Origin of the sequence: Phenylobacterium sp., assembly GCF_030697925.1 — a bacterium.
GTDB lineage: Bacteria > Pseudomonadota > Alphaproteobacteria > Caulobacterales > Caulobacteraceae > Phenylobacterium.
Map to the genome: position 1 here is coordinate 1 of NZ_JAUYOJ010000126.1, position 24,723 is coordinate 24,723.

The window sequence follows — 24,723 nt, forward strand, 5'->3', positions numbered from 1 at the left end:
GGCCGCCGCAAGAACACCATCCGCACGGCCAAGGCCGCTGTCGACAAGGCCGGCCAGTACGCCTATCGCGACCGCAAGGTCCGCAAGCGCAACTTCCGTTCGCTGTGGATCCAGCGGATCAACGCCGCGGCCCGCATCGAGGGCCTGACCTACGCCCGATTTATCCACGGCCTGGATCTGGCCGGGATCGAAATCGACCGCAAGGTCCTCGCGGACATCGCGGGCAACGACCCGATCGGCTTCAAGGCCATCGCCGACAAGGTTCACGCCGCGCTGGCTTGAGGTCGTTTGGGAGCTTCTGCTCCGCAAGCATTCAAGAGCCCTCCGGCGTGATCCGCCGGAGGGCTTTTTGCTGCCCTCTTCCCGCAAACCGACCGTCCCTCTAAAGCAGCCGTGTCATGACCGATCTCACCCAACTGGAAGCCGAACTTTCGGCCGCCGTCGACGGCGCTTCCGACCTTTCGGCCCTCGAAACCGTGCGCGTCGCCGCGCTCGGCAAGTCCGGCTCGATCTCCGAGCTCCTGAAGTCGCTGGGCTCCATGAACCCCGACGAGCGCCGCGAACGCGGGCCGCTGATCAACGGCCTGCGCGACCGCGTGCAGTCGGCGATCGTCGCCAAGAAGGCGGCCCTGGAAGCCGCCGAGCTGGACGCCAAGCTCGCCGCCGAGCGCGTCGACCTCACCCTGCCCGCCCCGCCGCGGCGCAAGGGCAGCGTCCACCCCACCATGCAGGTGATGGACGAGATGATCGCCGTCTTCGCCGAGATGGGCTTCTCGGTGGCCGAGGGCCCAGACATCGAGACCGACTTCAACAATTTCACCGCGCTGAACTTCCCGCCCAAGCACCCGGCGCGGGAGATGCACGACACGTTCTTCCTGCCCGAGGACGAGCGCGGCGAGCGCAAGCTGCTGCGCACCCATACGAGCCCCGTCCAGGTGCGCGTCATGCACCGGGTCAACGAGAAGCTGCCCTCCTGGATCGCCAATGGCCCCCCTACAGAAAATAGGGAGCCGCCGATCCGCGTGATCGTGCCCGGCCGGACCTTCCGCAAGGACAGCGACCAGACCCACACGCCGATGTTCCACCAGATCGAAGGCCTGGTGATCGACAAGGCCATCCACATGGGTCACCTCAAGTGGACCCTGGAGACCTTCCTCAGCCGGTTCTTCGAGACCCCGGACGTGGTCACCCGCTTCCGCCCGCACCACTTCCCGTTCACCGAGCCCAGCGCCGAGATGGACGTGCAGTGCGACCGTTCCGGCGGCGAGGTGAAGATCGGCCAGGGCTCCGACTGGCTGGAGATCCTCGGCTGCGGGATGGTCCACCCCAACGTGCTGCGCAATGTCGGCCTCGATCCCGACGTCTGGCAGGGCTTCGCCTTCGGCTGCGGGGTCGACCGGCTGGGGGTGCTGAAATACGGCATGCCCGACCTGCGCGACATGTTCGCCAGCGACGTGCGCTGGCTGGAACACTACGGCTTCAGCCCCTACGCCGCGCCGAACCCGGCGACGGGGCTATCCTGAGCCTGCGCCAAGATCAGATGCTCCCCCTCTGGGGGAGCTGTCCGCGAAGCGGACTGTGGGGGACTTTGACTCCTTCGGCGCGCTTCAACCCCCTCCGTCGCGTCGCTGAAGAAACGACGCGCCACCTCCCCCAAACCGCGCTGCGCGCTGGGGGAGGATCTAGGAAGCTGAGACGATGAAATTCACCCTCTCCTGGCTCAAGGAACACCTCGAGACCAACGCCACCGCCGCCCAGGTGGTGGACGCCATGACCATGGCCGGCCTCGAGGTCGAGCAGGTGAATGACCCCGCCGCCAAGCTCGCCGCCTTCTCGGTGGCCAAGGTGGTCGAGGCCGCGCCGCACCCCAACGCCGACCGCCTGCGCGTCTGCCAGGTGGACACCGTCGACGGCCGCAAGGAGATCGTCTGCGGGGCGCCCAACGCGCGGCCGGGCCTGACCACCATCTACGCCCCCATCGGCGCCTACGTGCCGGGCCTGGGCGTGACCCTGGCCGAGAAGCCGGTGCGCGGCGTGGTGTCGAACGGCATGCTCTGCTCGGCCTCCGAACTGGAGTCCGCCAGCGAGTCCGACGGCATCATGGAGCTGCCCGACAGCCTGGCGGTCGGGACGCCCGCCGCCCAGGCGCTTGGCCTCGAATCGGTCATCGACTTCGAGGTCACCCCCAACCGTCCCGACTGGCTGGGCGTGGTCGGCATCGCCCGCGACCTGGCCGCCGCGGGCCTGGGCGTGCTGAAGGACGTCGGCGTCGAGCCGGTCCCGGGCAAGTTCCCCTGCCCGGTCGCCATCCGCCTGGACGGCTCGGACGCCTGCCCGCAATTCGCCGGCCGGCTGATCCGCGGCGTCAAGAACGGGCCGTCCCCGGCCTGGCTGCAGCAGCGGCTGATCTCCGTCGGCCTGCGGCCCATCAACGCCCTGGTCGACGTCACCAACCTGATCACCTACGACCGCGCGCGGCCGCTGCACGTCTATGACCGCGCCCTGATGGTCGGCGATGTGATCGAGGCCCGGCTGGGTCGGCGCGGGGGCGGCGGCGAAGTCTCCGCCGATCACGCCACCCCGACCGCCCACAGCGACGAGCAACTCATCGCGCTGGACGGCAAGACCTACGACATCACGGCCGAGATGAGCGTCATCGCCGACGCCGACGGCAAACGCCCCATCGGCCTTGGCGGGATCATGGGCGGGACCTCCACCGGCTGTTCGGAGGCCACCACCGAGGTCTTCCTCGAGGCCGCCTGGTTCGACCCGATCCGTACCGCCCAGACCGGGCGGACGACGGGCATCACCTCCGACGCCCAGTACCGCTTCGCCCGCGGTGTCGATCCCGAGAGCCTGGTCGCGGGGATCGAGCTGGCCACCAAGCTGATCCTGGACCTGTGCGGCGGCGAACCGTCGGACATCGTCGTGGCGGGGCAGGCCCTGCCCCGGCCGGCCCCGATCGCCTTCGACCGCGCCTATGTGCGGCAGCTCTCGGGTCTGGACCTGCAGCCCCGGCGCATCGACGACATCCTGCGCGACCTCGGCTTCCATCAGGAAGGCGACCTCGTCTTCCCGCCATCCTGGCGGCGCGACGTGGAGGGCAAGGCCGACCTGGTCGAGGAGGTGGCGCGCATCGAGGGCTATGACGCCCTGCCCGCCCTGCCCCTGCCGGAGATGGCCAAGCCGGCCGGCGGCGTCCTGACCGTACGCCAGGCCCGCCTGCGCGCGGCGCGCCGGGCCATGGCCGCCAAGGGCTACGCCGAGGCGGTGACCTGGAGCTTCACCAAGCGCGAGACCGCCGCCCTGTTCGGCGGCGGCGCCGAGGCCCTGGTGATCACCAATCCCATCGCCGCGGATCTCGACTGCATGCGGCCCTCGATCCTGCCCGGCCTGATCGAGGCCGCGGGCCGCAACGCCCGGCGCGGCTTCGCCGATGTGGCCCTGTTCGAGATCGGCCCGTTCTACGCCGACGACACCCCCGCCGGCCAGGTGACGGCCATCGCCGCGATCGTCGCCCCGCACCCGCCCCGGCGCTGGGACGGAGTGGCTGTCGACGCCCTGTTCGACCTGAAGGCCGACCTGCTCAGCCTGCTGGACGACCTTGGCGCGCCGGTCGCCTCGCTGCAGACCGCCCAGGGCGGTCTGTCGGATTGGTGGCATCCGGGCCGCTCGGCCGCCATGCGCCTGGGTAAGACCACGCTCGTCGAGTTCGGCGAGCTCCACCCGCGCATCCTGAAGGCGCTGGACGTCGAGGGCCCGGTCTACGGCTTCGAACTGATCGCCGACGCCATCCCCGAGCCGAAGCGGAAGGCCACCAAGTCCAAGCCGGCCCTGGAGCTCTCGCCCCTGATGCCGCTGTCGCGCGACTTCGCCTTCGTGGTCGACGCCGCCGCCCCTGCCGGCGACCTGGTCCGCGCGGTGGCCGGCGCCGACAAGGCGTTGATCTCCAATGCACGGGTCTTCGACGTCTATCAGGGCCCGGGCGTGGCCGAGGGCTCCAAGTCGGTGGCCGTGGAGATCACCCTCCAGCCCCGCGAAAAGACCCTCACCGACGCCGAGATCGAGGCCCTCTCGGCCAAGGTCGTCGCCGCGGCCGAGAAGGCGCTCGGGGCGAAGCTGCGGGGGTAGGGGTCAAAGTCCCCCTCAGTCGGCTTCGCCGCCAGCTCCCCCAGAGGGGGAGCATCTGGATCGGAGTCTCCTAGATCCTCCCCCAGCGCGCAGCGCGGTTTGGGGGAGGTGGCGCGTCGCCCTCTTGGGCGACGTGACAGAGGGGGTTGAAGCGCGCCGATCTCGCCATTTGACTTCCGCTGACGTCACCATGGCCTCCTGGCGCCCATGGAAATCAACGGCGTCGCGCACACCTTCATCACCGCGGGCGACTTCGAGGCGTCCGTGGCATTCTATCGCAAACTGCTGCCCTTCCTGGGCCTGCGAGAAGTCGCCGACAGCGTCGACACCTATTACTGCGTCGGCGGCCGCACGGGGTTCGGCGTCCGGCGCCCCGATCCCGAGCACGCCGGGGCGCGGTTCGCACAGTACCGGGTGGGCCTGCACCACCACTGCTGGCGGGCGCGGGAACGCCAGGACGTCGACGAACTCCACGTCTTCCTGGTCTCGATCGGGGCCAAGATCGTCCACCCGCCGCAGGACGAACCCTGGGCGCCGGGCTATTACGCGGTGCTGTTCGAGGATCCCGACGGCGTGCGCCTCGAGCTCAACCACGTGCCCGGCCGCGGCCTGTTCGACACCGCCAGCCAGCGGGTCGGGGCGAGCCTGGACGAGCGCTAGCGGCCCTAGAAGGGCAGCATCCGCCGGGTGCGGGAAAAGCCGAGATAGCCGACATTGGCGCCCAGCCGCAGGCCGACGCCGGCGCGGATCGGGGCCACGGTCACGTCGTCGGAGCGCAGGTAGTTCACCCCCAGGCCCGCGATCAGATAGGCCGCGCCCTCGACGCCCGGGAAGCGCTGGAAGATAACTTCCGGATACTGGAGATTGTAGCAGAGGGCGAAGACGCGGCTGGCGTTGCCGCCCAGGTCCCAGCCGACCGACGGGCCCTGCCAGAACACCTCGATGGGCTCGCGGTTCTTCATGTAGAGCAGGCCGCGGCCGTAGCGGGCCCCGATCGTGATGGCCCCGGCCGCTTCCTCGCCGGCGATATAGGCGGTGGGCCGGCCATTGTCCTCGAAGGCGCGTTCGATGGCGCCGCCCGCGGCTTCGGCGGCCACGCCCAGGAAGTCGGAGGCGGTGTTGATCAGCTCCTCGCGCGAATAGGTCTCGGCCGGGCCCTGGGCCGGATAGCTGGGGCTGGCGGAAGCGCTGGGGCTCGGCGCCGGCGGGCTTCCGGCGGGGTCGCGCGGCTGGGCGGCGGCGCAGCCGGCGCTCGCGAGCGTGGCGATGCTGGAAGCGATGAGCGTGCGGCGATCCATGGCGTTCGTATCCTTTAGAGCTTGGGCAGCCTCCCATCCCCAGGCGGCATGAATGCGGCGACCAGGCTTAACGGTGGATTAACCATGGCGGCGCGGTGGGCTTCTTCCTCCCACGTTTTAGGGGGGAGGGGCACCGCGACGCGGTGGAGGGGGCGGCCTCAGCTCGGCGTCCGGTCTCGCCCCCTCCCCCACCCTTCGGGCGGTCCCCCTCCCCCGCTCCGCAGGGGAGGAAGAAAGGCGCCGGTCTCGCCAGTCGCGCGGAATGTGCTAAAGCCCGCCCACAATGACGACGCCCCTCTCCCACATCCGCAACTTCTCCATCGTGGCCCATATCGACCACGGCAAGTCGACTCTGTCCGATCGCCTGATCCAGGAGACCGGCGGCCTCACCAAGCGTGAGATGACCGAGCAGGTCCTGGACAACATGGAGATCGAGCGCGAGCGCGGGATCACCATCAAAGCCCAGACCGTCCGCCTGGAGTACAAGGCGAAGGATGGGGAGACCTATGTCCTCAACCTGATGGACACCCCCGGCCACGTGGACTTCGCCTACGAGGTCAGCCGTTCGCTGGCGGCGTGCGAGGGCTCGATCCTGGTGGTGGACGCCAGCCAGGGGGTCGAAGCCCAGACCCTGGCCAACGTCTACCAGGCCATCGACAACGATCATGAGATCGTCCCGGTCCTCAACAAGATCGACCTGCCGGCCGCCGAGCCCGAGCGCAACCGCCCGCAGCGCGAGGAGCGGATCGGCATCGACGCCTCGGAGGCGATCCTCTGCTCGGCCAAGACCGGCGAGGGCATCGCCGACGTGCTGGAGGCCGTGGTCACCCGCCTGCCGCCGCCCAAGGGCGACCGCGACGCGCCGCTGAAGGCCCTGCTGGTCGACGCCTGGTACGACGCCTATCTCGGCGTCGTCGTCCTGGTGCGTGTTCTGGACGGGGTGCTGAAGTCCGGCATGAAGGTGCGCATGATGAACGCCGGCGTCACCCATCAGGTGGACCGCATCGGCGTCTTCAAGCCCAAGCAGACCGAGGTGGCCGAGCTCGGCCCCGGCGAGATCGGCTACATCACCGCCCAGATCAAGCAGGTGGCCGACGCCGCGGTCGGCGACACCATCACCGACGAGAAGCGCCAGACGGCGACCGCCCTGCCGGGCTTCCGCGTGGCCCAGTCGGTGGTGTTCTGCGGCCTGTTCCCGGTGGACGCCGCCGACTTCGAGGACCTGCGCGCCGCCATCGGCCGCCTGCGCCTCAACGACGCCTCCTTCACCTACGAGATGGAGACCAGCGCCGCGCTCGGCTTCGGCTTCCGCTGCGGGTTCCTGGGGTTGCTCCACCTGGAGATCATCCAGGAGCGCCTCAGCCGCGAGTTCGACCTCGACCTGATCGCGACCGCCCCCAGCGTGGTCTACAAGATCGGCCTGACGGACGGCTCGGAGATGGAGCTGCACAACCCGGCCGACCTGCCCGACCCGGTGAAGATCGCCACCATCGCCGAGCCTTGGATCAAGGCGACGATCCTGACGCCGGACGAATATCTCGGCTCGGTGATCAAGCTCTGCCAGGACCGCCGCGGCGAGCAGCGCGAGCTCTCCTATGTCGGGACCCGCGCCCTGGTGGTCTACGACCTGCCGCTGAACGAGGTGGTGTTCGACTTCTACGACCGGCTGAAGAGCGTCTCCAAGGGCTACGCCTCCTTCGACTACGCCATCGAGGGCTATCGCACCGGCGACCTGGTGAAGATGTCGATCCTGGTCAACGCCGAGCCCGTCGACGCGCTGTCCATGCTGGTCCACCGCGACCGCGCCGAGGCCAGGGGCCGGGGCATGGTCGAGAAGATGAAGGACCTGATCAGTCCGCACATGTTCCAGATCCCGATCCAGGCGGCCATCGGCGGCCGGATCATCGCCCGCGAGACGGTCCGCGCCCTGCGCAAGGACGTGACGGCCAAGTGCTACGGCGGCGACGCCAGCCGCAAGCGCAAGCTGCTGGACAAGCAGAAGGCCGGCAAGAAGCGCATGCGCCAGTTCGGTAAGGTCGAGATCCCGCAGGAAGCCTTCATCGCCGCGCTGAAGATGGACGCGGACTAGCCGATCCGGCTGCGACAAGGCGCCGGACGTGCTCGAGCGCCTTCGCGCCGTGCCGGCCGCCAAGCTGGTCACCGGGGCACGGGGCGCGGCTGGGCGGGTTGGACGATCATCCTCGACAGCTACGTGCTGCCCAAACTGTCGCGGGAGTTGCCCGCGACTGGCTGGTCAAAACAGGCAGCCTGGCGCGGAAACAGCCGTAGCGGCCGACGGCGAAGAAGGAACGCGCCCGGGGTTCGTCCCCGGGCGCTTTTTTGTCAGTACTTCCAGCGCAGCGTGGCCATCAGGGTCCGCGGCGGCGCCAGCACGCCGGTGGAGGTTCCTGTCACGGACGTGTCCGCTCCGCCGCTGGTGAAGAAGTATTCGTCGGTCAGGTTCTTGCCGGCGACCACGATCTCCCAGTGCTGGTCCGGGAAGGCGTAGGTCAGGCCGGCGTTCAGCGCCGTCACCGGCTTCTGGCTTCCGGCCGACGTATTGCCCAGCGAGAAGTAGATCAGGTCCGTGTAGGCCGCATCGACCCGCGCGGTGAGCTCGCTACCGTTCTCGAACTCGTGGCGCCAGGAGAGGCCGAGCGAGGCTTTCCACGGCGGGGAGTAGGGCAGGATGCGGCCGGAGGTGATCGGCGCGCCGCCCTCGTTGGCCCGCGGGTCGACCCGGATGACCTTGGCGGCCAGGCGCGAGACCGAGGCCTCGAGCCGCAGGCTTCGGGTCAGCAGCGCGGTGGCCTCCAGCTCGAAGCCCTCGATGCGGGCGTCGCCAGCGTTGATCACCGTGCCGAAGCCGGGATCGCCGGGGCTGGGATTGGCCAGGGTGGCGAACGACTGGAAGTCCTCGAACGAAGTGGTGAAGGCCGCGAAGTTGGCCCGCACCCGCCGGTCGAACAGGTCCGCCTTCACCCCCAGCTCGTAGCTGGCCGCGCTCTCCGGGCCATAGGTCGGGAAGCTCGCGAACCGGCCGATGATCCGCGGCGGGAAGCCGCCGCTGCGGAAGCCTTCGGAGTACGAGGCGTAGACCATCACCCCTGGCGCGACGTCGGCGCTGACCGAGACCAGCGGCGTCACCTTCTCCACCGTCAGCTCGCCCTTCAGCCCGCCGGGCACCTGCGGCAGCAGGACGATCGAGGCCTCCTTCTTCTCCCGCGTCCAGCGCAGGCCGCCGGTGACGTGCAGCCAGTCGGCGACGTCATAGGTCGCCTGGCCGAAGGCGGCGACGTTGTAGGTCTGGGTGTCGCCGTGGTTGTCGGTCAGCACCGGATAGAAGCTCGGCCCCAGGATCAGGGTGATGAACGGCGACAGCACGTCCACGTGGCCGAAGGTCTCCTCGTACATGTAATAGCCGCCGACGATCCAATTCAGCTTGTCCGACAGCGCGCTCCCCGACAGCTGCAGCTCCTCGCTGTACTGGTCGGAATCCTGGCGGTCGGCCGTCGATTGGAAGAACAGCTGGCCGAACATGCCCCCGTCGAAGGTGTAGTCGCTGCGCAGGTTGCGGTAGGCGCTGATCGACTGCAGGTGGCCGATCGGCAAGTCCCAGCCGATGGTCAGGTTGACGCCGGCGACGTCGAACTTGTTGGTGGGCTCGATGACGTTCAGCTGCTTGTCGAAGAAGCGGGCGTTGGAGACGTAGGGGTCGCGCGGGACCTGCACCGGGCCGAAGCATTGCGGGTTGGTCGCCTGGCCGACCGGGCTCAGGCACGAGGCCGGATTGCCGCTGTAGAAGCGGTTGAAGGCGAAGCCGGTGGCCGCATTGGGAAAGGTCTGGCGCAGCACCTGCGGCGCGCCGGTGTTGCGCGTCGACGAATAGTCGACGGCGAGGTCGACGGTCAGGTCCTCGGTTGGCGTCCAGCGCGCCTGGCCGCGCACCGCCCAGACGTTCTCGTCGCCGTACTCGCGGCCCGGATAGTTGGCCAGCTTGATGTAGCCGTTCTGCCGGTTGGCGTAGGCCGCCAACCGGAAGGCCAGGGTCTCGCCGACCGGCAGGTTGACCGAAGCCTTGGCGCCCCAGCGTGCATAGTCGCCGACCGTCGCCTCGGCCTGGGCGGCGAAGTCGCGCCCCGGCTTCTTGCTGACGAGGCTGATCGCCCCCCCGATGGTGTTCTTGCCAAACAGCGTCCCCTGCGGGCCGCGCAGCACCTCGATCCGCTCCAGGTCGACCAGGTTCAGGATGCTGCCGACATTGCGGGCGACATAGACCCCGTCGACATAGATCCCCACCGCCGGGTCAGCGGTCAGCACGGTGTCGGCTTGGCCGAGGCCGCGCAGATAGACCGCCGGGGTCTGCGAGCTACCGTTGACCCCCGAGGTCTGGATGATCAGGTTCGGCGTCGCATTGGTCAGGTCGCGCACGTCGGTCATGTTGCGGGCCTGGATCAGTTCGGCCGTGTAGGCGGTCACCGCCACCGGCGTTTCCTGCAAGCTCTCCTCGAACTTGCGGGCGGTGACCACGACTTCCTCGATGCTCAGCCCTTCCTGCGCCGAGGCGGGGCTCGCTGCGCCCAGACCGACGACCAGCCCCAGCGCCGAGGCGCCCGCCAAGAGTCGCCCGCCTCTGAACACGATAGCGTTGTCAGTTTTTGGCGCATGCGTATCGAACTGCGCACCTTCGGCTCGCCTCATCGACCTTCCCCACTAGTTGAATGCCCATACGAGATCGGGGCTTTCCCGCTCGTTATTTCATACCTCAATATTTTGTACCTAAAATAAATAAGGTGCAACTCTTAGGTTCGGGAAGATCGGGATGCGAGGCGACGCCTTGCCCGGCCGATGACGGTTGTCAGAGGCCGTACGGCTTGGCTCCCTGCCTTCCCTGGAAGCAGCGGCGCAATCCGGTCCCACTGAACCAGGCTCAACTCGTAACGCTTCACCGACGTCAATAGGGCTCCGTCCAACCAACGGAGCCCTATGAATCAGGCGTCTCAGACCCTGAGACTCCTGAATATCGATCTCACCTAGGGCGTCGTACCAAGGCGTGTCATCCCGGAAGCCGCGCAGCGGCTATCCGGGACCCATAAATACCTGATGATTCATGGCCTTCCGCGGCTCTGGCCACATCCGGCGGTCTCGGCGTCTATGGGTCCCGGTCTTGCTTCGCAAACCGGGATGACACGGGTGGTGGAGTTCGACATCACAAAATTGCCCCCGCCCCCGACACCGCCTAGAAATCGCCCTGAAGCTTGGCCATGACGGCGAGGTCTTTCAGGGAGCAAACACATGCGCAAGACGATCATCCTGGCCGTGGCGGCCGCGGCCCTGCTGACCGCCGGCTGCAACACCGTCGCCGGCATCGGCCGTGACGCTCAGGCGGCGGGCAAGGCGGTCACCAGCGCCGCCGACGACATGAAGAAGTAGGCGCTCAGGCGTCCTCTTCGCGGGACGCGGCCTCGGCGATCTTCGCCGCATCCTCGGCCGGGACAGCGGGCGTCTCGCGCGCGCCGTCCTCCGCCGCCGTGGTGGGGCCGGTGTGGCCGTGGACAGGCTTCTTGGTCGGCGGGTCGCGGTCTTCGGGGGTCATGGCGAAGCTCCTCTGCGCACCATCAAGAGATGTGGCCTCAGGTCCGTTCCGCAAGCCCGCGGCCAGATGCGCCGGTGTGCGCCACAACCTGAAATAAGCCCATGATAAGATAGGACGTTTCGCCGCGCCTCAGATCAATCCCTGACGGGAACGAGCGTTGGGCCGAACCCGTTCTCACCTGCGACAGCCACGACGCTTCCCACGTGGGATTATGGGGCGCATACGGCCAAGCATCATTTTTTCGAGCGACGTAACATGTTCGTCCAGTCGATGTTCCGGGGTCTGAAAGGCCGCTGTCCCCATTGCGGCGACGGCAAGCTCTTTTGGAGCTATCTCAAGGTGGAGCCGCGCTGCCACGCCTGCGGCCACGACCTGGCGCGTTATCCCGCCGACGACGGTCCGGCCTATTTCACCATCCTGATCGTCGGCCACCTGATCGTCGCGCCGCTGCTGTTCTTCTCGATCATCTGGGAAGCACCGACCATGTACGTGCTGCCGGCGACCCTGATCCCGCTGGCCATCGTGACCCTCGCCCTGCTGCCGAGGGTCAAGGGCGCCTTCATCGGCCTGCTCTACGCCATCGCCCACAAGGAGGGTGAGGCCGCCCTGCACATCGCCGACGTCCCCGACCCGCGCCGTTAAGGTTTGGAACCTTCGCCTTGGAGGGCCGTTCGTCCCGCCTGACGTCCGTCGGGGTTGCTAGGGAGACGAACGACCATGTCGCTAGGCTTAATTCTACTCATCGTCCTCATCCTGCTCCTGGTCGGCGCCCTACCGACCTGGGGCCATTCGCGCTCGTGGGGGTACTTCCCTTCCGGGGGTCTTGGCCTGGTCCTGGTGATCGTGCTGATCCTGGTCCTGATGGGACGCATCTAGACTTTCGCGCTGGCCGCGAGGCGCCCTAACGTCTCCCCCGGACAGACTTTGGGGGAGAGCGCATGAGCGAGACAGGGGTCGACACCCAGGCGCCGAGGGACATCCTGACGCCCGGCCTCACCCCGCTCGCTCGCGCCAAGGCGATCCTGGGCGGGTCGGCGGGCAATCTGGTCGAGTGGTACGACTGGTTCGCCTACTCGTCCTTCGCCCTCTATTTCGCGCCCCACTTCTTCCCCAAGGGCGATCAGACCGCCCAACTGCTGCAGGCCGCCGCCATCTTCGCCGTGGGCTTCCTGGCCCGCCCGGTGGGCGCCTGGCTGATGGGCCTCTACGCCGACCGGGCGGGGCGGAAGGCGGCCCTGACCCTCGCCGTGGCCATGATGTGCGCCGGCTCCCTGATGATCGCGATCGCGCCCGACCATGCGATGATCGGCGCCGGGGCCCCGGTGATCCTGCTGCTCGCCCGCCTGCTGCAGGGCCTGTCGGTGGGCGGCGAATACGGCGCCAGCGCCACCTACATGTCGGAGATGGCCGGCCGCGCCCGGCGCGGCTTCTGGTCGTCCTTCCAGTACGTGACCCTGATCATGGGCCAGCTGGTGGCGCTCGGCGTGCTGATCCTGCTGCAGCAGTTCATGGACAAGGCCGACCTGGAGGCCTGGGGCTGGCGCATCCCGTTCGTCATCGGCGCCCTGCTGGCCGTGGTGGTGTTCTGGATCCGCTTGGGCCTAGACGAGAGCGCCTCGTTCCTGGCCGCCAAGGCCGAGGGCGCGCCCCGCTCGACCACCATGCTGTTGTTCCTGAACTACCCGCGCGAGAGCGCCATGATCTTCTGCCTGACCGCCGGCGGCTCGCTCGCCTTCTATGCCTACACGACCTACATGCAGAAATTCCTGGTCAATACGGCGGGCTTCGCCAAGGACACCGCCACGGCGATCACCGCGGCGGCGCTCTTCCTCTACATGTGCGCCCAGCCCCTGTTCGGCTTCCTCTCCGACAAGGTGGGCCGCAACCGCACCATCGCCTTCGCCTTCGCCGGCGGCATGATCGTCACCTATCCGGTGATGTCGGCCATAGCCCGCGCGGAGGCGCCGCTGGCGGCCTTCGGCCTGATGACCTTCCTGCTGGTGATCCTGTCCGGCTACACCTCGGTCAGCGCCGTGGTGAAGGCCGAGCTCTTCCCCGCCCATGTCCGCGCCCTGGGCGTGGCCCTGCCCTACGCCATGGGCAACGCCATCTTCGGCGGCACCGCGGAGTACGCCGCCCTCTGGTTCAAGAAGGAGGGCATGGAGAGCGGCTATTACATCTATGTCTCGGCGATCATGACGCTGGCCTTCCTGGTGGCGCTGCGGCTGCGCAACACCAACCGCGAGAGCCTGATCAACGAGGACTGAGCCGATGAAGTTCCTGGACGCCCTCACCCCGCTCGACATCGTCGCCGTCGCGGTCTTCGCGGTCGCCTGGTTGGCCTATGAGCCGCTGCTGAAGGCCGTCGCGCGCGGCAAGGGGCTAATCAACACCGACATGACCGTCATCCGCCTGGCCTGGATGCGCAACATGGCCGGGCGCGAGAACAAGTTCATGGACGGTCAGATCCTCGGCCACACCCTGAACTCGGCGTCCTTCTTCGCCTCGTCGAACCTGATCCTGATCGCCGCGGCGGCCGGCGCCCTGTTCGGCGGCGAGCGGACCTTCGAGAGTGCGTCGAGCCTGATGGTGCTGAAAACCTCCTCGCGCCTGCTCTTCGAGGCCCAGGTGGCGCTGGTGGTCCTGACCCTGGCCCGGGGGCTGCTCGACTTCATCTGGTCGATCCGCCAGATGAACTACTGCCTGGCGGTGATCGGCGCGGCGCCGGAGACTGAGGATCGCCCCTCGACCGAACCGTATGGCGAGGCTGCGGCCCGGCTGCTGAACCCGGCGCTGTCGTCATTCAATCGCGGCGTGCGCGGCTACTATTTCGCACTGGCGGCCGCCGGCTGGCTGTTCGGCCCGCAGGTCTTCCTGCTGCTGACCTTCCTGGCCGTGGCCCTGCTGGTGACCCGCCAGCGCCGCTCACCCGCCGCCCGCGCCATCGCCGAGGTGCGGCGCCTGCTCGACAAGCCTTAGAGGCCGAGTTCAGTCCGCTGGGCGCGGGTCAGCCTGGCCGCGACCAGGGCGTGGGCCGTCTTCAGCCAGTCGGTCACCTCGCCGTCGTCGAGACTCTCGATCTCGTCGAACGCCACCCATTTGGCCCGCGCCAGATAGGGGGCGGGCCGCGCCTGACCCGTCTCGACGAGCACTTCATAGGCCAGGTCGGTGACCTTGAGCGAGATCGCCCCGCCCAGGCCCGCTATGGCGAAGATCCGCTCACCGATCTTGAAGACCCGCGCGCCGCCCCACTGCACGACCTTGGTCGCCGCCGGCAGGGCGAGGGCCGCGGCCTCGAACTGCGAGGGCGTCACGCCAGGCCCAGCTCGGCGCGCGCCTTCTTGGTCAGCTTGGAGGCGATCAGGCCGTGGGCGGTGGTCAGCCAGGAGGAGAGGTCGGCGTCGGAGACCGAAGCGGTGTCGACGGCGACCCACTGACCCTTGGCGCAATAGGGCGCCTGGCGGCCGATCCCGGTCTCGGTGAGGGCCACGAAGGCGATCTCGGTCACTTTGAACGACACCGAGACGTCGCCGGAAATGGCGAAGACCTTGCCGCCGACTTTGAAGACGTCGGACCCGCCCCACTGGATCACCTTGGTCACCGCGGGCAGGCCCATGGCGAAAGCCTCGAGCTCGGCGCGGGTCACGCGGGCAGGCCCAGCTCGACCCGGGACTCGCAGGTCAGCCCGGCGGCGCCGAAAGCCTCCGGCGTCACGCCTGGACGCCGACGCCGATCGGGCAGGTCACGCCGGTGCCGCCCACGCCGCAATAGCCGGCCGGGTTCTTGGCCAGGTACTGCTGGTGGTAGTCCTCGGCGAAAAAGAATTCCGGGGCCTCGGCGATCTCGGTGGTGATCGGGCCATAGCCCTTGTCGGCCAGCGCCTGCTGGTAGGTTGCGAGCGAGGCCGCCGCGGCCGAGGCCTGGGCGTCGTTATACGGATAGATGCCGGACCGGTACTGGGTCCCGATGTCGTTGCCCTGGCGCATGCCCTGGGTCGGATCGTGGCCTTCCCAGAACACCTTCAGCAGGTCCTCGTAGGTCACGACGCGCGGGTCATAGACCACCAGAACCGCCTCGGTATGGCCGGTGCGGCCCGAGCAGACCTCTTCATAGGTCGGGTTGGGCGTGACGCCGTTCACATAGCCCACGGCGGTCACATATACGCCGGGGACCTGCCAGAACTTGCGCTCCACCCCCCAGAAACAGCCCATGGCGAACTGCGCCAGCTCAAATCCGTCGGGATAAGGACCCTTCAGCGGGCGGCCGTTGATGAAGTGGGTCTCCGCGGTGGGCAGCGGGCTCTGGCGGCCCGGCAGGGCGGTCGCCGTGGTGGGCAGGTCGAGGGGCTTCTTGCCGAAGAACATGATAATGGCGCCTGTTCGCGATCGGGTATCCCAACATAGGAGCAGTCGGTGGCGATTGCACTCGTCGGCGTCGGCTGACGACGGCCGGATTTCGTGGCAAGCTTGGCGAAAGTCCCTAGGGAGGACGCGACATGACGCGGTTTCGTAAGATCCTGTCAGCCGGCGCGGCGTTCAGCCTAGCGCTCGGCGGCGCGGCGTTCGCCGCGGGCGGCGGCGGTGGCGGAGGCGGCGGCATGGACATGCCCTCGGCCTCGGGCCCGACCTACGATCCGGCCGTTGAATACGCCAAGGGCGTCTCGGCCCTGAACGGCCAGAACTACAAGGACGCCGAAAAGGCCTTCAAGCGGGTGGTCGAGGCCGCACCCACCAGCGCAGAGGCCTGGCGCCTGCTGGGTGTCGCCAACCTGGCGCAGAACGATTTCAAGGGCGCCAAACGGGCTTACGAAAAGGCCGTGAAGCACGGGCCCGACGACATCGCCGCACGCCAGGGCCTGGGGCTTTCGCTGGCGGGGCTGAAGGACGCCAAGGTCCAGGAGCAACTCGACTGGCTGAAGGCCAAGTCCGACGCCTGCGCCGGGACCTGTGGCGACGCCGCGGCGCTGAAGGCGGCGCTCACCGCCGTGGAGAGCGCGAAGGCCGCCGCACCCAACGCCGCCTTGCAGAGGCCCCTGCTGTTCGCCCAGGCCGGCGACCGCGCCTATCTGCAGGCGGTCGGGCTGATCAACGAGAAGCGCTACGACGAGGCCTTGGCCTCGCTGGACCGGGCCCGCGAGGCCTTCGGCCCGCACCCCGACGTGCTCACCTACCAGGGCTATGCCTGGCGCAAGAAGGGGGCCCTCGACCGGGCCGAGACCTACTACCGCCAGGCCCTGGCCATCGCGCCTCAGCATCGTGGCGCGACCGAGTACTATGGCGAGCTGAAGGTCGAACGCGGCGATGTGGACGGCGCCAAGGTCATGCTGGCCCGGCTCGACCGGTCCTGCGCCTATGGCTGCGCCGAGGCCGAGGAGCTGCGCCGTTGGATCGACGCCGGCGGCGAACCCACCCAGTAGTCGGGCTGGCCGCCGCCCTGCTTGCGGCGGGCGCCGCCCCAGCGGCGGACGTTCCGCTGGCGGCGATGCGCTGGCTGGCGCTGGGCGCCGATCCCGTAGCCCTGCTCACCCGAGAGCCGACCGAATGCCTGGCCCTGCCCACCGATCCCGCCCTGGCGCGATCGGTGGAGGTCGGCCGCGCCGCCTTTCGCACGCCGCTGCTGCTGGGCGGCCAGGCGGCGCGGGCCGGGATCAGTTGTGAGAGCTGCCACCGCGCCGGCCGCGCCAATCCCGACTTCCGCTTCCCCGGGATCTCCGGCGCGCCGGGCACCGCCGACGTCACGTCCTCGCTGTTCTCGTCGCACCGCGGCAACGGGGTGGACGATCCCAAGCCTATTCCGGATCTCTCGGGACCGCGCGCGGCGCTGAAGGTGGCGCCGGGGGATGTCGCTCCCTTCGTCCGCGGCCTGATCGTCGAGGAGTTCGACGGCCCCGAGCCCTCGCCCGCCGTACTCCAGGGCCTGGCCGACTATGTCCGCGTGCTCGGCCCGCAGGCCTGCCCCGCCGCCGCGACCCGCCCCGTCGCCGTCCAGGACCTGATGGCCGACGTCCGCCGGGCTGTCGCCGCCGCCCAAGCCGCCGAGGACGCGAAGACCGCCGTCTTCCTGGTCACCGCCGCCCGCGCGCGGCTGTTCCTGCTCGACGAGCGCTATGCCCGCCTCACTGCCGAACGCGCGGCCCTGCGCCGCGCCGATCGCGACCTGGCCGACATCGCCCAGGCCCTGCGCGAGGCCCGCCCGGACGCCCGTGCGCGACTGGCCCGGTGGCAGGCGCGGACCCCGGTCCTGGAGGCCCGCCTGCGCCGCGCCGAGCGCCGTTCGCTGTTGGATTCCAAAACCCTGGCCGCCGCGCTGTAACGCCGCTTGCCCGCGTGGCCGTCATGAGTATATTGCGCGCCTTCCGCTGGGGGCCAAGGCCACCCTCGGTGAGGTGAGGTGGCGGAGTGGTCGATCGCGCACGCTTGGAAAGCGTGTTTACGGGAAACCGTAACGAGGGTTCGAATCCCTCTCTCACCGCCACCGACATGGCAATCGCCGCTCTCGCCAGACGGGCGGCGCTAACCGTCGAAAAATGGCCGGCTATTTCCCGCCCATCTGTAAAGGCGACAGGCTCAAAGCGCGACTTTGCGTCCAAGTCGCCGAAAACTCCCGTTGCGTCTCCGAACCGAATAGCTGCACTCCGGTTTGCCAAATTCCCGGTTTATCCGGGATTAGCTGGGAATTTGTTCGCGCGGGAACACGCCGCCCGGAGCGGCCCACGCCGATAACCGGCATGTCGTCAACAGCTTGCAAGCCGCGTGGTAGCTGGCGCGTCAGTCGACGCCGCTCAGCAACTGGGAATTCGAAGCCGCTTATCAGGGAAAAGCCGGGAACGCGTTCCGATCTAAAACCCGAGCCTCTCGCGCTGATCCGCCCAGGCGAGGGGCACACCCTGCTGCATCAGCTGTTGACCGGTCAGGCCTGCCGGCTGGCGGCCCTCAAGCATCGATCGCTGGATGTCCGGCGCGAGGAACGCCAGCCCCGCCATCTTGCGCAGGTAGGACTCCGGCAAGCTGCGAGCCCTGCGCCACTGCTCAGCCGACATCGACGGCGCCGCATCACTCGCCGCTAAGGCGGCGTGCGCCTGGGCCAAAGCCTTCAGAAGCTGCCGGTCGGGCGCAGCTCGCGCGGTCGCGGCCTGGCCGTCCGGCCGCACCATCCACGTGCGTCCCCCGCGAAACACCGGCCGCACCGGGACCATAAGCTGCAAAGTGTGTGCGTTGCGTGTGTCGGATGCGAGCTGATCACCGGCCACCACACGCGACTGCAGCTGGCTCATCGCCGCCTTGCCGCCGCTCTGCAGGAGAACCGTGCGGTCGAGACTAAGGCGCAGGCCATGAGCTTCGACATCGATGCGCCTAAGGATCGGCAGCAAGTCAGGCCAGTCAGCGTCGGGATTGGCGCTCAGGCCACGCAGACGTTCCAGCACCAGGGCTTCAAATGCCCCAGCCGACAGGCGGCCGATGACCTCGGGGCCCGATTTGATCGCCCGCTGCAGCGGGACCGAGACATAATAAGCATGACGCTTGCCGCTCTTGCTGTAGGCGAAGGTCGGCCCCATCCGCTGGCCCTCGGCGTCGAAGATGCGGCCCTGCAGCGGAAGCGTGGCCGCCGCGGTCGGACGAGCCCGGCGCACGCGAGCGTTGGCTGTGAGCTGAGTTTGCACGGCTTCGAAGAGGTCGCGCTCGACGATGGCCTGATGCGCGCCAGCGTAGCGCTCCTCCCCGTGCACGATCTGACCGACATAGACGCGGCTTCGCAGCAGATGGAACAACGACCCGGTGTTGAACGCAACGCCGCCCATATGCCGGCCGCTGCGGGTGGTCCAGATCTTGGACCGCTGCCCGTCGCGGGCGAGTTCATCCCGAACCGCATTGACCGATTTTAGGCGCAGGTAGCGGCGGAAGATGTCGCGGACCTGCTCGGCTTCGGCCGAATTGACCACCAGCGCCCGCGAGGTCTGATCCTTGGGGATGTCGTAGCCTAAGGGCGGCACGCCGCCCATCCACATGCCCTTCCTCTTGGAAGCGGCGATCTTGTCGCGGATCCGCTCGCCGGTGACCTCTCGCTCGAACTGAGCGAACGATAGCAGCACGTTGAGGGTGAGACGCCCCATGCTGGTGGTGGTGTTGAAGGCCTGGGTGACCGAAACGAACGACACACCCTTGCGATCGAAGACGTCGATGATCCGGGCGAAGTCGGTCAGCGAGCGGGTGAGCCGATCGACTTTGTAGACGACCACGCAATCGATCAGGCCGCGCTCTATGTCGGCCAACAGCCGCTGCAGCGCCGGACGCTCCATGGTGCCGCCGGAGATACCGCCGTCATCGTATGCCGCCGGCCTGCACGTCCAGCCTTCGCCCGCTTGCGACTTGATGTAGGCCTCGCAGGCTTCTCGCTGGGCATGCAGACTGTTGAAGGCCTGCTCCAGCCCCTCTTCGCTGCTCTTGCGGGTGTAGACGGCGCATCGTACCCCCGGCGTTGTGGCGAGCCTCGCCATCAGGCGGCCTCCCCAGCGTTGCGCAGGCCGAAGAACCTAGGCCCATTCCAGCGCGTGCCGGTGATGGCGCGCGCCACGGCCGAGAGGCTCTTGTACGTCCGCCCTTGGTGCACGTAGCCACGCGGGACGAACGTACGCCGCCGGTGGACAACCCGCGAATACTGACGACCTCGTACCGAAGGTTCAAGAATCGTGACAACTCTTACACTTTGGCGAGCAGTATTGCTGCGCGCTATTCCACAGCGAGAGCCGTGAAGGTGGCGCATGAGCGAGAGACGGAGGTTTCGATGCAACAATTGCGGGCGGCAATTTGAGGCGGAAGCGCTGTCACGCGAGGAGGCTCAACGTCTCCGAGAAAATCGGCAAGCCACGTCACCCGTCCACTGCCCCGACTGCCATCGCACTGACATTCGCGAGGGATGGGAATAGCAGCAACTCCTGCCCTACTTGCCGGGCCTTCGCGGGGCCTTGGCTCGGGTCTTGGATCGTGGCCTCGCGGTCAGCGCCTTCTTTGGCGCCGGCTTTTTCGCAACCCGCGGCTTCACACGAACAGGCGCCGGCTTCTTCGGCTTGGCGGGTGCTGCACTGGCCTTTACCCGCGGCCTTGCGACGTGCTTTGCGGAAGCCGCGCCGACAGCTGGCGCGGCGTTCTTGACGCCCGCCCTCGCGTTGCGGACTGCCTGAACAACGTCGCGGAGGCCCTCCACGATGTTTTCGTAGGCATCCCCGCGGGGTACCCATTGGGCGACCGGCTTGGCGTCTCTTGGAAGCAGCTTGTAGTGAGCCATCCGAGTGTGCCGCCATTGGCACTGCTTGATCAGCGCAACGACCACATGGACCTTTCCACGCTTAGCCTTGCGAAGCGCTTGGCCGTACTCCCTCTCGAAGCAGTAGGTTGAGTGGAGATAGTCGGGACTCGCCAACGCGACAAAAACGTCCGCCGTTCGTAGGGCGCGCCGAATGTCGGGATCGATTTCGGCGCCGGCGATCATGTCGCCATCAAACCAAAATCGAACGCCTTCCCTCTTGAGCTGAGCGCAATGAATGTCGAATTGCTCCCGCGCCTTGGCGTCCTTGTGACAATAGGAAACGAATACAAGGACTTCGTCAGTGGCAATGGTTTTTGGCACGTTTGCCTCGCCGATCATCCTTACTGTCAGCTGGGTCGCCCTTGGGCGCCCGGACGCAGGTCGTCAAAAATCGACGAGTGTGAGATCCTCGAAGGAGCACGTTGAGTCGCGATGTCAGTCAACCTTAAGCGACATTGACGCGGAGTAGGTCACGGGCGTTGGAATTGCGCCGCGTGTAAGAGCGGGAGGGGTCGAAGACATGCTCCGACCCCGACCAGTCAGCACGCTATGGCGATATCGCCATCGTTGCAGAAGATGACCGCCTGATCGCCGGAGATCACCATATGAAAGCCGCGACGCTGAACCTCGGCCTTCAACGCGAACACCGAGGCGAAGCGCTCGACCCACGCGAGGCTGCGGCGGACGATGCCGCCATTGCGGGCTTGTTGAGAATTGAAGATATCTTCTATAAAACTGTTAGACATTGATTGTTATTCCTGTTCATGTTTACATAATTACCTCGACGGTTGACGCGAGCGTTTCACGTGAAGTTAGGTCGGAGACAATCTCCAACCTCAATCTATACTATCACTTTACTTCACCACAGTCAAGCTTTTTCGCGTAAAGGCTGCCGCTGAGTCGCTGGCGATGCTGGCCCGGCCCGAAACACCCGGGGCGACGCGAGGCCATCCCTTGGCGACGGCGAGACGAGGAAGACGATGGCGTTCAGCACGCAGGCGGGGTTCATCAATCCCAACGACCAAAGGGTTCTCGGCCCCACCGGCCTCCCCGGCACCGACCACGGCCAACAGATCTATGTGCTGCAATGCCAGCGCTGCGCCCAGGTGTACGGGGCGAACGGCAGCGACATCGCCATCCGCCGCTGCCCGTCCTGTGACGGCGGCAGACCCGGTTTCGAGATCACCGCTGCGAGCGTGATCGCCGCCCCCAGGGCCGCCGAAACCAAGCGATCGCGGAATCCCAACTGGACCCGCGACGAGTTGATCCTCGCCCTCGACCTCTACTTCGACAACCCGATGGCCGACGAGCACAGCGCCGTGGTCGGCGAGCTGTCGGTGTTGCTCAATCGGCTTTGGCCGGCGACGGAGCTGGATCGCAAGACCCTGCGCAACCCGGCCGGCGTTTCGATGAAACTCGGCAACTTCCAAGGCCTCGACCCGGAATACCTGGCGAGTGGCCGCAAGGGTCTGCCGCACGGCGGCCGGCTCGAGAAGCAGATTTGGACGGAGTTCGAAGCCGATCGACCGCACTTAAAGGCTGTCGCCGGCGCCATTCGGCGGGTGCTGGAGCGAGCGCCCGAGATCGCCGCCCTGGCCGACTCAAGCGCCGACGCCGAAGCCGCCGAGGGCGCCGTGCTGACGCGGCTGCACCACTATCGGGAACGCGACCGCGATCTGCCGAACAAGCGCAAGGCGCAAGCGCTCGCGCAGCACGGCCGGCTGACCTGCGAGGCCTGCGATTTTGATTTCGCCGCCGCCTATGGCGAACGGGGCGTGGGCTTTATCGAGGTGCATCACACTAAGCCCTTGGAGACGCTGCAGCCCGGCGCGCGCACCAAGCTGAGCGAGCTCGCCGTGCTCTGCGCCAACTGCCATCGCATGGTTCACGCCAAGCGGCCGTGGCTGACGATGGAGGAGCTCAAGGCGCTGGTGGCGGCCCGGACCGCGGCGCCCGAACCTAGCTCTGATTTCGCATAACGCTAGATGGCTGATGCGGTGATGTCAGGTTAGCGCCACAATTGCATTTCGGCTCCGACGCCGACGCGCAGAATTTTCAGCACCCACACAGCGACCCCGGCAGGCCGCGAGTGGCCTAATAATCGTTTGCGTGGCCAATTGTGCGGCTAACCTGACAGCACCGCGGCCGGCTTCGCCTTCCACGGTTTCTGCCAGTCCCGGCGCACTCCCACGTGCGTGTGCCGGGATTGCACAGCAACTGAGCTGGCCGGCGACCCCGACGGCTCAATACCAGCCAATTGGCCTTTCACGTGCCGCAGATCGTCTCGACCGGAGCGCGTCAGCGCACTCTTCGCTGCCTCGTGTTCAGGGCGACCGGCGCAAGGCGGTGTTGGGATTGGCGCGCTGATACGTTGCCGCTCTAGAAGTTGACGCGGCGGGTCAACGCGCCGTCGACCACCAGATTGACGCCCGTGGTGAAGGCCGAACGGGGACTCGCCAGAAAGACCGTCGCCGCTGCGATCTCCTCCGCGGTCGCCATGCGGCCGGTCGGATTGCGCTTCAGGGTCTGCTCGAACAGCGCCGGATGGTCCGATCTGACCTGGGCCCACACACCCCCTTCGAAGAACACCGTACCGGGCGACACGACGTTGCATCTCACCCCCTTGGCGGCGCCTTCCCGGGCGATCCCCTTGGCGAAATGCACGAGCGCCGCCTTCAGAGCGCCGTAGGCGCTCGGCGCCTCGGTCTCCGCCGCCGCTGTGGATCCGATCAGGAGGAATGCCGCGTCGCCGCAGGCCCCGGCGGCGGTTTCCAGATGCGGCCGCGCCGCCTCGAAGGTGCGCACCGCGCCAAGCGTATCGACCTCGAAGAGGCTCCGCCACGCGGCCTCGCCATTGCCCTGGACCATGGCGCTCGCGTTGCAGACGACGACATCGACGCCGCCCAGCGCCGCGGCGGCGGCCTCGACGAAGGCCTTCAAGGCGGCCCCATCGGCGATATCCACCGCCCGACCCCACGCCCGGACGCCCTTGGCCAGCAGCGCGGTGACCGCCTCGGCCACCTGTTCCGGGTTCCGCGCGCAGATCGCCACGTCGGCGCCCTCATCCGCGAAGGCCTCCGCGATGGCGCGACCGATGCCGCGGGAGGCGCCGGTAACGATCACCGCCTTGCCCTTCAACTGCAGATCCACTGGCCGACTCCTTCCGTGCGAGTTCTGGCAGCTCCGGTCACCCTCGACTGCAGATATGCCTCCGGACAGGGGGCGAACGATTGCGCGTTGGTGAGGCGGCCGTGGAGGCCGACGGGATGGTCGCTCATAGGACGATCAAGGCCCCGGGACGCATTGCGCTAGGTCAGCCATTCGACGCCCACCAACACCAGGCCGGCGATCCACACGGTTTCCAGAACGATGGCGGCGACAGGACGCCAGCCAGCCTGGAGGACCGCCTTGAAGGACGTCTTAATCCCCAGCGCGGAGATCGCCACCACCAGGCACCAGCGCGACGCCTCGCCGGCGAGATCGCTCGCTGCCTTCGGCAGGACGCCAAGACTGTTGAGCGCCACCAGCAGCGCGAACCCAATGAGGAACCCCGGCAAGGGCGCCGCGGTCGGGCCACCGACGCGACGACGCGCCATGACGGCGGCGATCGCAAAGACGACCGGGAGCAGCAGCGCCACGCGCAGAAGCTTCACATAGGTCGCCGTGTCGCCCGTGACCTGGGAGACCATATATCCGGCGCCCACGACCTGGGCGACGTCATGGATGGTGCCGCCGAGGAAGAGCCCGGCGCGAACCTCGCCGAGCCCCAGTGCGCTGACCAGGACCGGGTAGACGATCATGGCCACCGTCGACAGCGTGGTCACCACGACGACCACGAGGATGACGTCGCGCTCGCTCTCCTTGGTTTTTGGCAGAATCGAAGCAATGGCGAGCGCCGCCGACGCCCCGCAGATGCCGACCGACCCCCCGGACAGAAGACCGAAGGACGGGCCCAGGCGAAGGAGCCTGCCCAGCACGAGACCCAGGCCCAGCGTCGTCGTCACACCAACCACCACCATCACGATGGGGGTCCAGCCGAGGCTCATGATCTGTTCGATGGTGATCCGCGCGCCGAGCAGGGCCACCCCCGTGCGGAGCACCGTCCTGGAGGCAAACTCCACGCCTCGGATGCAGCGGCCCTCCTCGTGCAGGAAGTGGAACGCCATCCCGAAGGTCAGGGCGAACAGCATCACCGGCGCGCCGTAGTGCTGCGACAGCCAAACCGCGGCGATGGCGATGACGCTCGCGACGAGGAGGCCCGGGTAAGCCGCCAGGAACAGGGCGACGACCCGGTTCCCCGGAGGTCGGGTGGGAGGCAGTCCCTCCATACTGTCCCAAGTCGTGGCCAGATGCGCGGCCTCGGCATCGGTCTTGAGCCAGCTTGGGTCCATGCGG

General features: G+C 67.7%; 25 protein-coding genes and 1 tRNA gene. 14 read left to right on the top strand and 12 right to left on the bottom strand.

Annotation, left to right across the window (positions count from 1 at the left end; all coding sequences use genetic code 11):
* The 4 genes from rplT to Q8Q88_RS11430 form a co-directional block, all read left to right on the top strand.
* A partial coding sequence (rplT, locus tag Q8Q88_RS11415) for a 50S ribosomal protein L20 (protein WP_305675309.1) occupies nucleotides 1-282 on the top strand: 282 nt, incomplete at its 5' end.
* A 116-nt stretch (nucleotides 283-398) separates the two neighbouring features.
* Nucleotides 399-1,523 carry a phenylalanine--tRNA ligase subunit alpha gene (gene pheS / locus Q8Q88_RS11420; RefSeq protein ID WP_305675310.1) on the top strand — a complete coding sequence of 375 codons (1,125 nt, stop codon included), beginning with the start codon at nucleotides 399-401 and terminating at the stop codon, nucleotides 1,521-1,523.
* A gap of 175 nt (nucleotides 1,524-1,698) precedes the next feature.
* Nucleotides 1,699-4,131 (top strand): phenylalanine--tRNA ligase subunit beta, encoded by a 2,433-nt coding sequence (pheT, locus tag Q8Q88_RS11425; protein WP_305675311.1) that lies wholly within the window; start codon nucleotides 1,699-1,701, stop codon nucleotides 4,129-4,131.
* 207 nt (nucleotides 4,132-4,338) lie between these two features.
* The gene (locus Q8Q88_RS11430) at nucleotides 4,339-4,791 is read left to right on the top strand and encodes a VOC family protein (protein ID WP_305675312.1); all 453 of its coding nucleotides are present in this window, start codon (nucleotides 4,339-4,341) and stop codon (nucleotides 4,789-4,791) included.
* A gap of 5 nt (nucleotides 4,792-4,796) precedes the next feature.
* Here Q8Q88_RS11430 and Q8Q88_RS11435 read toward each other — a convergent pair whose 3' ends face one another.
* Complete coding sequence (locus Q8Q88_RS11435; RefSeq protein ID WP_305675313.1) at nucleotides 4,797-5,429, bottom strand: DUF1134 domain-containing protein; 633 nt, start codon at nucleotides 5,427-5,429, stop codon at nucleotides 4,797-4,799.
* A gap of 283 nt (nucleotides 5,430-5,712) precedes the next feature.
* On the opposite strand from Q8Q88_RS11435, the gene lepA reads away from it, so the two are divergent.
* Nucleotides 5,713-7,518 (top strand): translation elongation factor 4, encoded by a 1,806-nt coding sequence (gene lepA / locus Q8Q88_RS11440; RefSeq protein WP_305675314.1) that lies wholly within the window; start codon nucleotides 5,713-5,715, stop codon nucleotides 7,516-7,518.
* Nucleotides 7,519-7,772: 254 nt separating this feature from the next.
* On the opposite strand, the gene Q8Q88_RS11445 is transcribed toward lepA, so the two are convergent.
* A complete protein-coding gene (locus Q8Q88_RS11445; RefSeq protein ID WP_305675315.1) occupies nucleotides 7,773-10,049 on the bottom strand; it encodes a TonB-dependent receptor in 2,277 nt (758 codons plus the stop codon).
* A gap of 675 nt (nucleotides 10,050-10,724) precedes the next feature.
* On the opposite strand from Q8Q88_RS11445, the gene Q8Q88_RS11450 reads away from it, so the two are divergent.
* Nucleotides 10,725-10,862, top strand: a complete 138-nt coding sequence (locus tag Q8Q88_RS11450) for an entericidin EcnA/B family protein (protein WP_305675316.1) — start codon at nucleotides 10,725-10,727, stop codon at nucleotides 10,860-10,862.
* A gap of 4 nt (nucleotides 10,863-10,866) precedes the next feature.
* On the opposite strand, the gene Q8Q88_RS11455 is transcribed toward Q8Q88_RS11450, so the two are convergent.
* Complete coding sequence (locus tag Q8Q88_RS11455) at nucleotides 10,867-11,025, bottom strand: hypothetical protein (RefSeq protein WP_305675317.1); 159 nt, start codon at nucleotides 11,023-11,025, stop codon at nucleotides 10,867-10,869.
* Nucleotides 11,026-11,280: 255 nt separating this feature from the next.
* Here Q8Q88_RS11455 and Q8Q88_RS11460 point away from each other — a divergent pair, with 255 nt between their 5' ends.
* From Q8Q88_RS11460 to Q8Q88_RS11475, 4 genes are all read left to right on the top strand, one after another.
* Nucleotides 11,281-11,667 (top strand): DUF983 domain-containing protein, encoded by a 387-nt coding sequence (locus Q8Q88_RS11460; RefSeq protein ID WP_305675318.1) that lies wholly within the window; start codon nucleotides 11,281-11,283, stop codon nucleotides 11,665-11,667.
* Between the two features lie 75 nt (nucleotides 11,668-11,742).
* Nucleotides 11,743-11,901: a DUF3309 family protein gene (locus Q8Q88_RS11465; RefSeq protein ID WP_305675319.1), complete on the top strand. Its 159-nt coding sequence runs from the start codon at nucleotides 11,743-11,745 to the stop codon at nucleotides 11,899-11,901.
* Between the two features lie 62 nt (nucleotides 11,902-11,963).
* Entirely contained in the window at nucleotides 11,964-13,292 is a 1,329-nt protein-coding gene (locus tag Q8Q88_RS11470) for an MFS transporter (RefSeq protein WP_305675320.1), read from the top strand.
* Between the two features lie 4 nt (nucleotides 13,293-13,296).
* On the top strand, nucleotides 13,297-14,004 hold the full coding sequence (locus tag Q8Q88_RS11475; RefSeq protein ID WP_305675321.1) for a DUF599 domain-containing protein: 708 nt from the start codon (nucleotides 13,297-13,299) through the stop codon (nucleotides 14,002-14,004).
* On the opposite strand, the gene Q8Q88_RS11480 is transcribed toward Q8Q88_RS11475, so the two are convergent.
* The 3 genes from Q8Q88_RS11480 to msrA all read right to left on the bottom strand — a co-directional run bounded on the left by Q8Q88_RS11480 (nucleotide 14,001) and on the right by msrA (nucleotide 15,389).
* A complete protein-coding gene (locus Q8Q88_RS11480; protein ID WP_305675322.1) occupies nucleotides 14,001-14,339 on the bottom strand; it encodes an MmcQ/YjbR family DNA-binding protein in 339 nt (112 codons plus the stop codon). The genes Q8Q88_RS11475 and Q8Q88_RS11480 overlap by 4 nt on opposite strands.
* Nucleotides 14,336-14,671, bottom strand: coding sequence for an MmcQ/YjbR family DNA-binding protein (locus Q8Q88_RS11485; RefSeq protein ID WP_305675323.1), 336 nt, complete (start codon nucleotides 14,669-14,671; stop codon nucleotides 14,336-14,338). Before Q8Q88_RS11485 ends, Q8Q88_RS11480 begins: the two co-directional genes overlap by 4 nt.
* A gap of 64 nt (nucleotides 14,672-14,735) precedes the next feature.
* Entirely contained in the window at nucleotides 14,736-15,389 is a 654-nt protein-coding gene (msrA, locus tag Q8Q88_RS11490) for a peptide-methionine (S)-S-oxide reductase MsrA (protein WP_305675324.1), read from the bottom strand.
* A gap of 131 nt (nucleotides 15,390-15,520) precedes the next feature.
* Here msrA and Q8Q88_RS11495 point away from each other — a divergent pair, with 131 nt between their 5' ends.
* The 3 genes from Q8Q88_RS11495 (at nucleotide 15,521) to Q8Q88_RS11505 (ending at nucleotide 17,499) form a co-directional block, all read left to right on the top strand.
* On the top strand, nucleotides 15,521-16,441 hold the full coding sequence (locus tag Q8Q88_RS11495; protein WP_305675325.1) for a lipopolysaccharide assembly protein LapB: 921 nt from the start codon (nucleotides 15,521-15,523) through the stop codon (nucleotides 16,439-16,441).
* Nucleotides 16,408-17,337: a hypothetical protein gene (locus tag Q8Q88_RS11500; protein ID WP_305675326.1), complete on the top strand. Its 930-nt coding sequence runs from the start codon at nucleotides 16,408-16,410 to the stop codon at nucleotides 17,335-17,337. Before Q8Q88_RS11495 ends, Q8Q88_RS11500 begins: the two co-directional genes overlap by 34 nt.
* A gap of 72 nt (nucleotides 17,338-17,409) precedes the next feature.
* Nucleotides 17,410-17,499 (top strand) — tRNA-Ser (locus Q8Q88_RS11505).
* 364 nt (nucleotides 17,500-17,863) lie between these two features.
* Here Q8Q88_RS11505 and Q8Q88_RS11510 read toward each other — a convergent pair.
* From Q8Q88_RS11510 to Q8Q88_RS11525, 4 genes are all read right to left on the bottom strand, one after another.
* Complete coding sequence (locus Q8Q88_RS11510; protein ID WP_305675327.1) at nucleotides 17,864-19,519, bottom strand: recombinase family protein; 1,656 nt, start codon at nucleotides 19,517-19,519, stop codon at nucleotides 17,864-17,866.
* On the bottom strand, nucleotides 19,519-19,785 hold the full coding sequence (locus tag Q8Q88_RS11515; RefSeq protein ID WP_305675328.1) for a DUF2924 domain-containing protein: 267 nt from the start codon (nucleotides 19,783-19,785) through the stop codon (nucleotides 19,519-19,521). The genes Q8Q88_RS11510 and Q8Q88_RS11515 overlap by 1 nt, the downstream gene beginning before the upstream one ends.
* Before the next feature lie 177 nt (nucleotides 19,786-19,962).
* A complete protein-coding gene (locus Q8Q88_RS11520) occupies nucleotides 19,963-20,667 on the bottom strand; it encodes a toll/interleukin-1 receptor domain-containing protein (RefSeq protein ID WP_305675329.1) in 705 nt (234 codons plus the stop codon).
* Between the two features lie 200 nt (nucleotides 20,668-20,867).
* Nucleotides 20,868-21,074, bottom strand: coding sequence for a hypothetical protein (locus Q8Q88_RS11525; RefSeq protein ID WP_305675330.1), 207 nt, complete (start codon nucleotides 21,072-21,074; stop codon nucleotides 20,868-20,870).
* A 234-nt stretch (nucleotides 21,075-21,308) separates the two neighbouring features.
* On the opposite strand from Q8Q88_RS11525, the gene Q8Q88_RS11530 reads away from it, so the two are divergent.
* Nucleotides 21,309-22,307, top strand: coding sequence for an HNH endonuclease (locus Q8Q88_RS11530; RefSeq protein ID WP_305675331.1), 999 nt, complete (start codon nucleotides 21,309-21,311; stop codon nucleotides 22,305-22,307).
* 400 nt (nucleotides 22,308-22,707) lie between these two features.
* Here Q8Q88_RS11530 and Q8Q88_RS11535 read toward each other — a convergent pair whose 3' ends face one another.
* Nucleotides 22,708-23,478, bottom strand: coding sequence for an SDR family NAD(P)-dependent oxidoreductase (locus Q8Q88_RS11535; RefSeq protein ID WP_305675332.1), 771 nt, complete (start codon nucleotides 23,476-23,478; stop codon nucleotides 22,708-22,710).
* A gap of 158 nt (nucleotides 23,479-23,636) precedes the next feature.
* Entirely contained in the window at nucleotides 23,637-24,719 is a 1,083-nt protein-coding gene (locus tag Q8Q88_RS11540) for a YeiH family protein (protein ID WP_305675333.1), read from the bottom strand.
* Nucleotides 24,720-24,723: the final 4 nt, after the last annotated feature.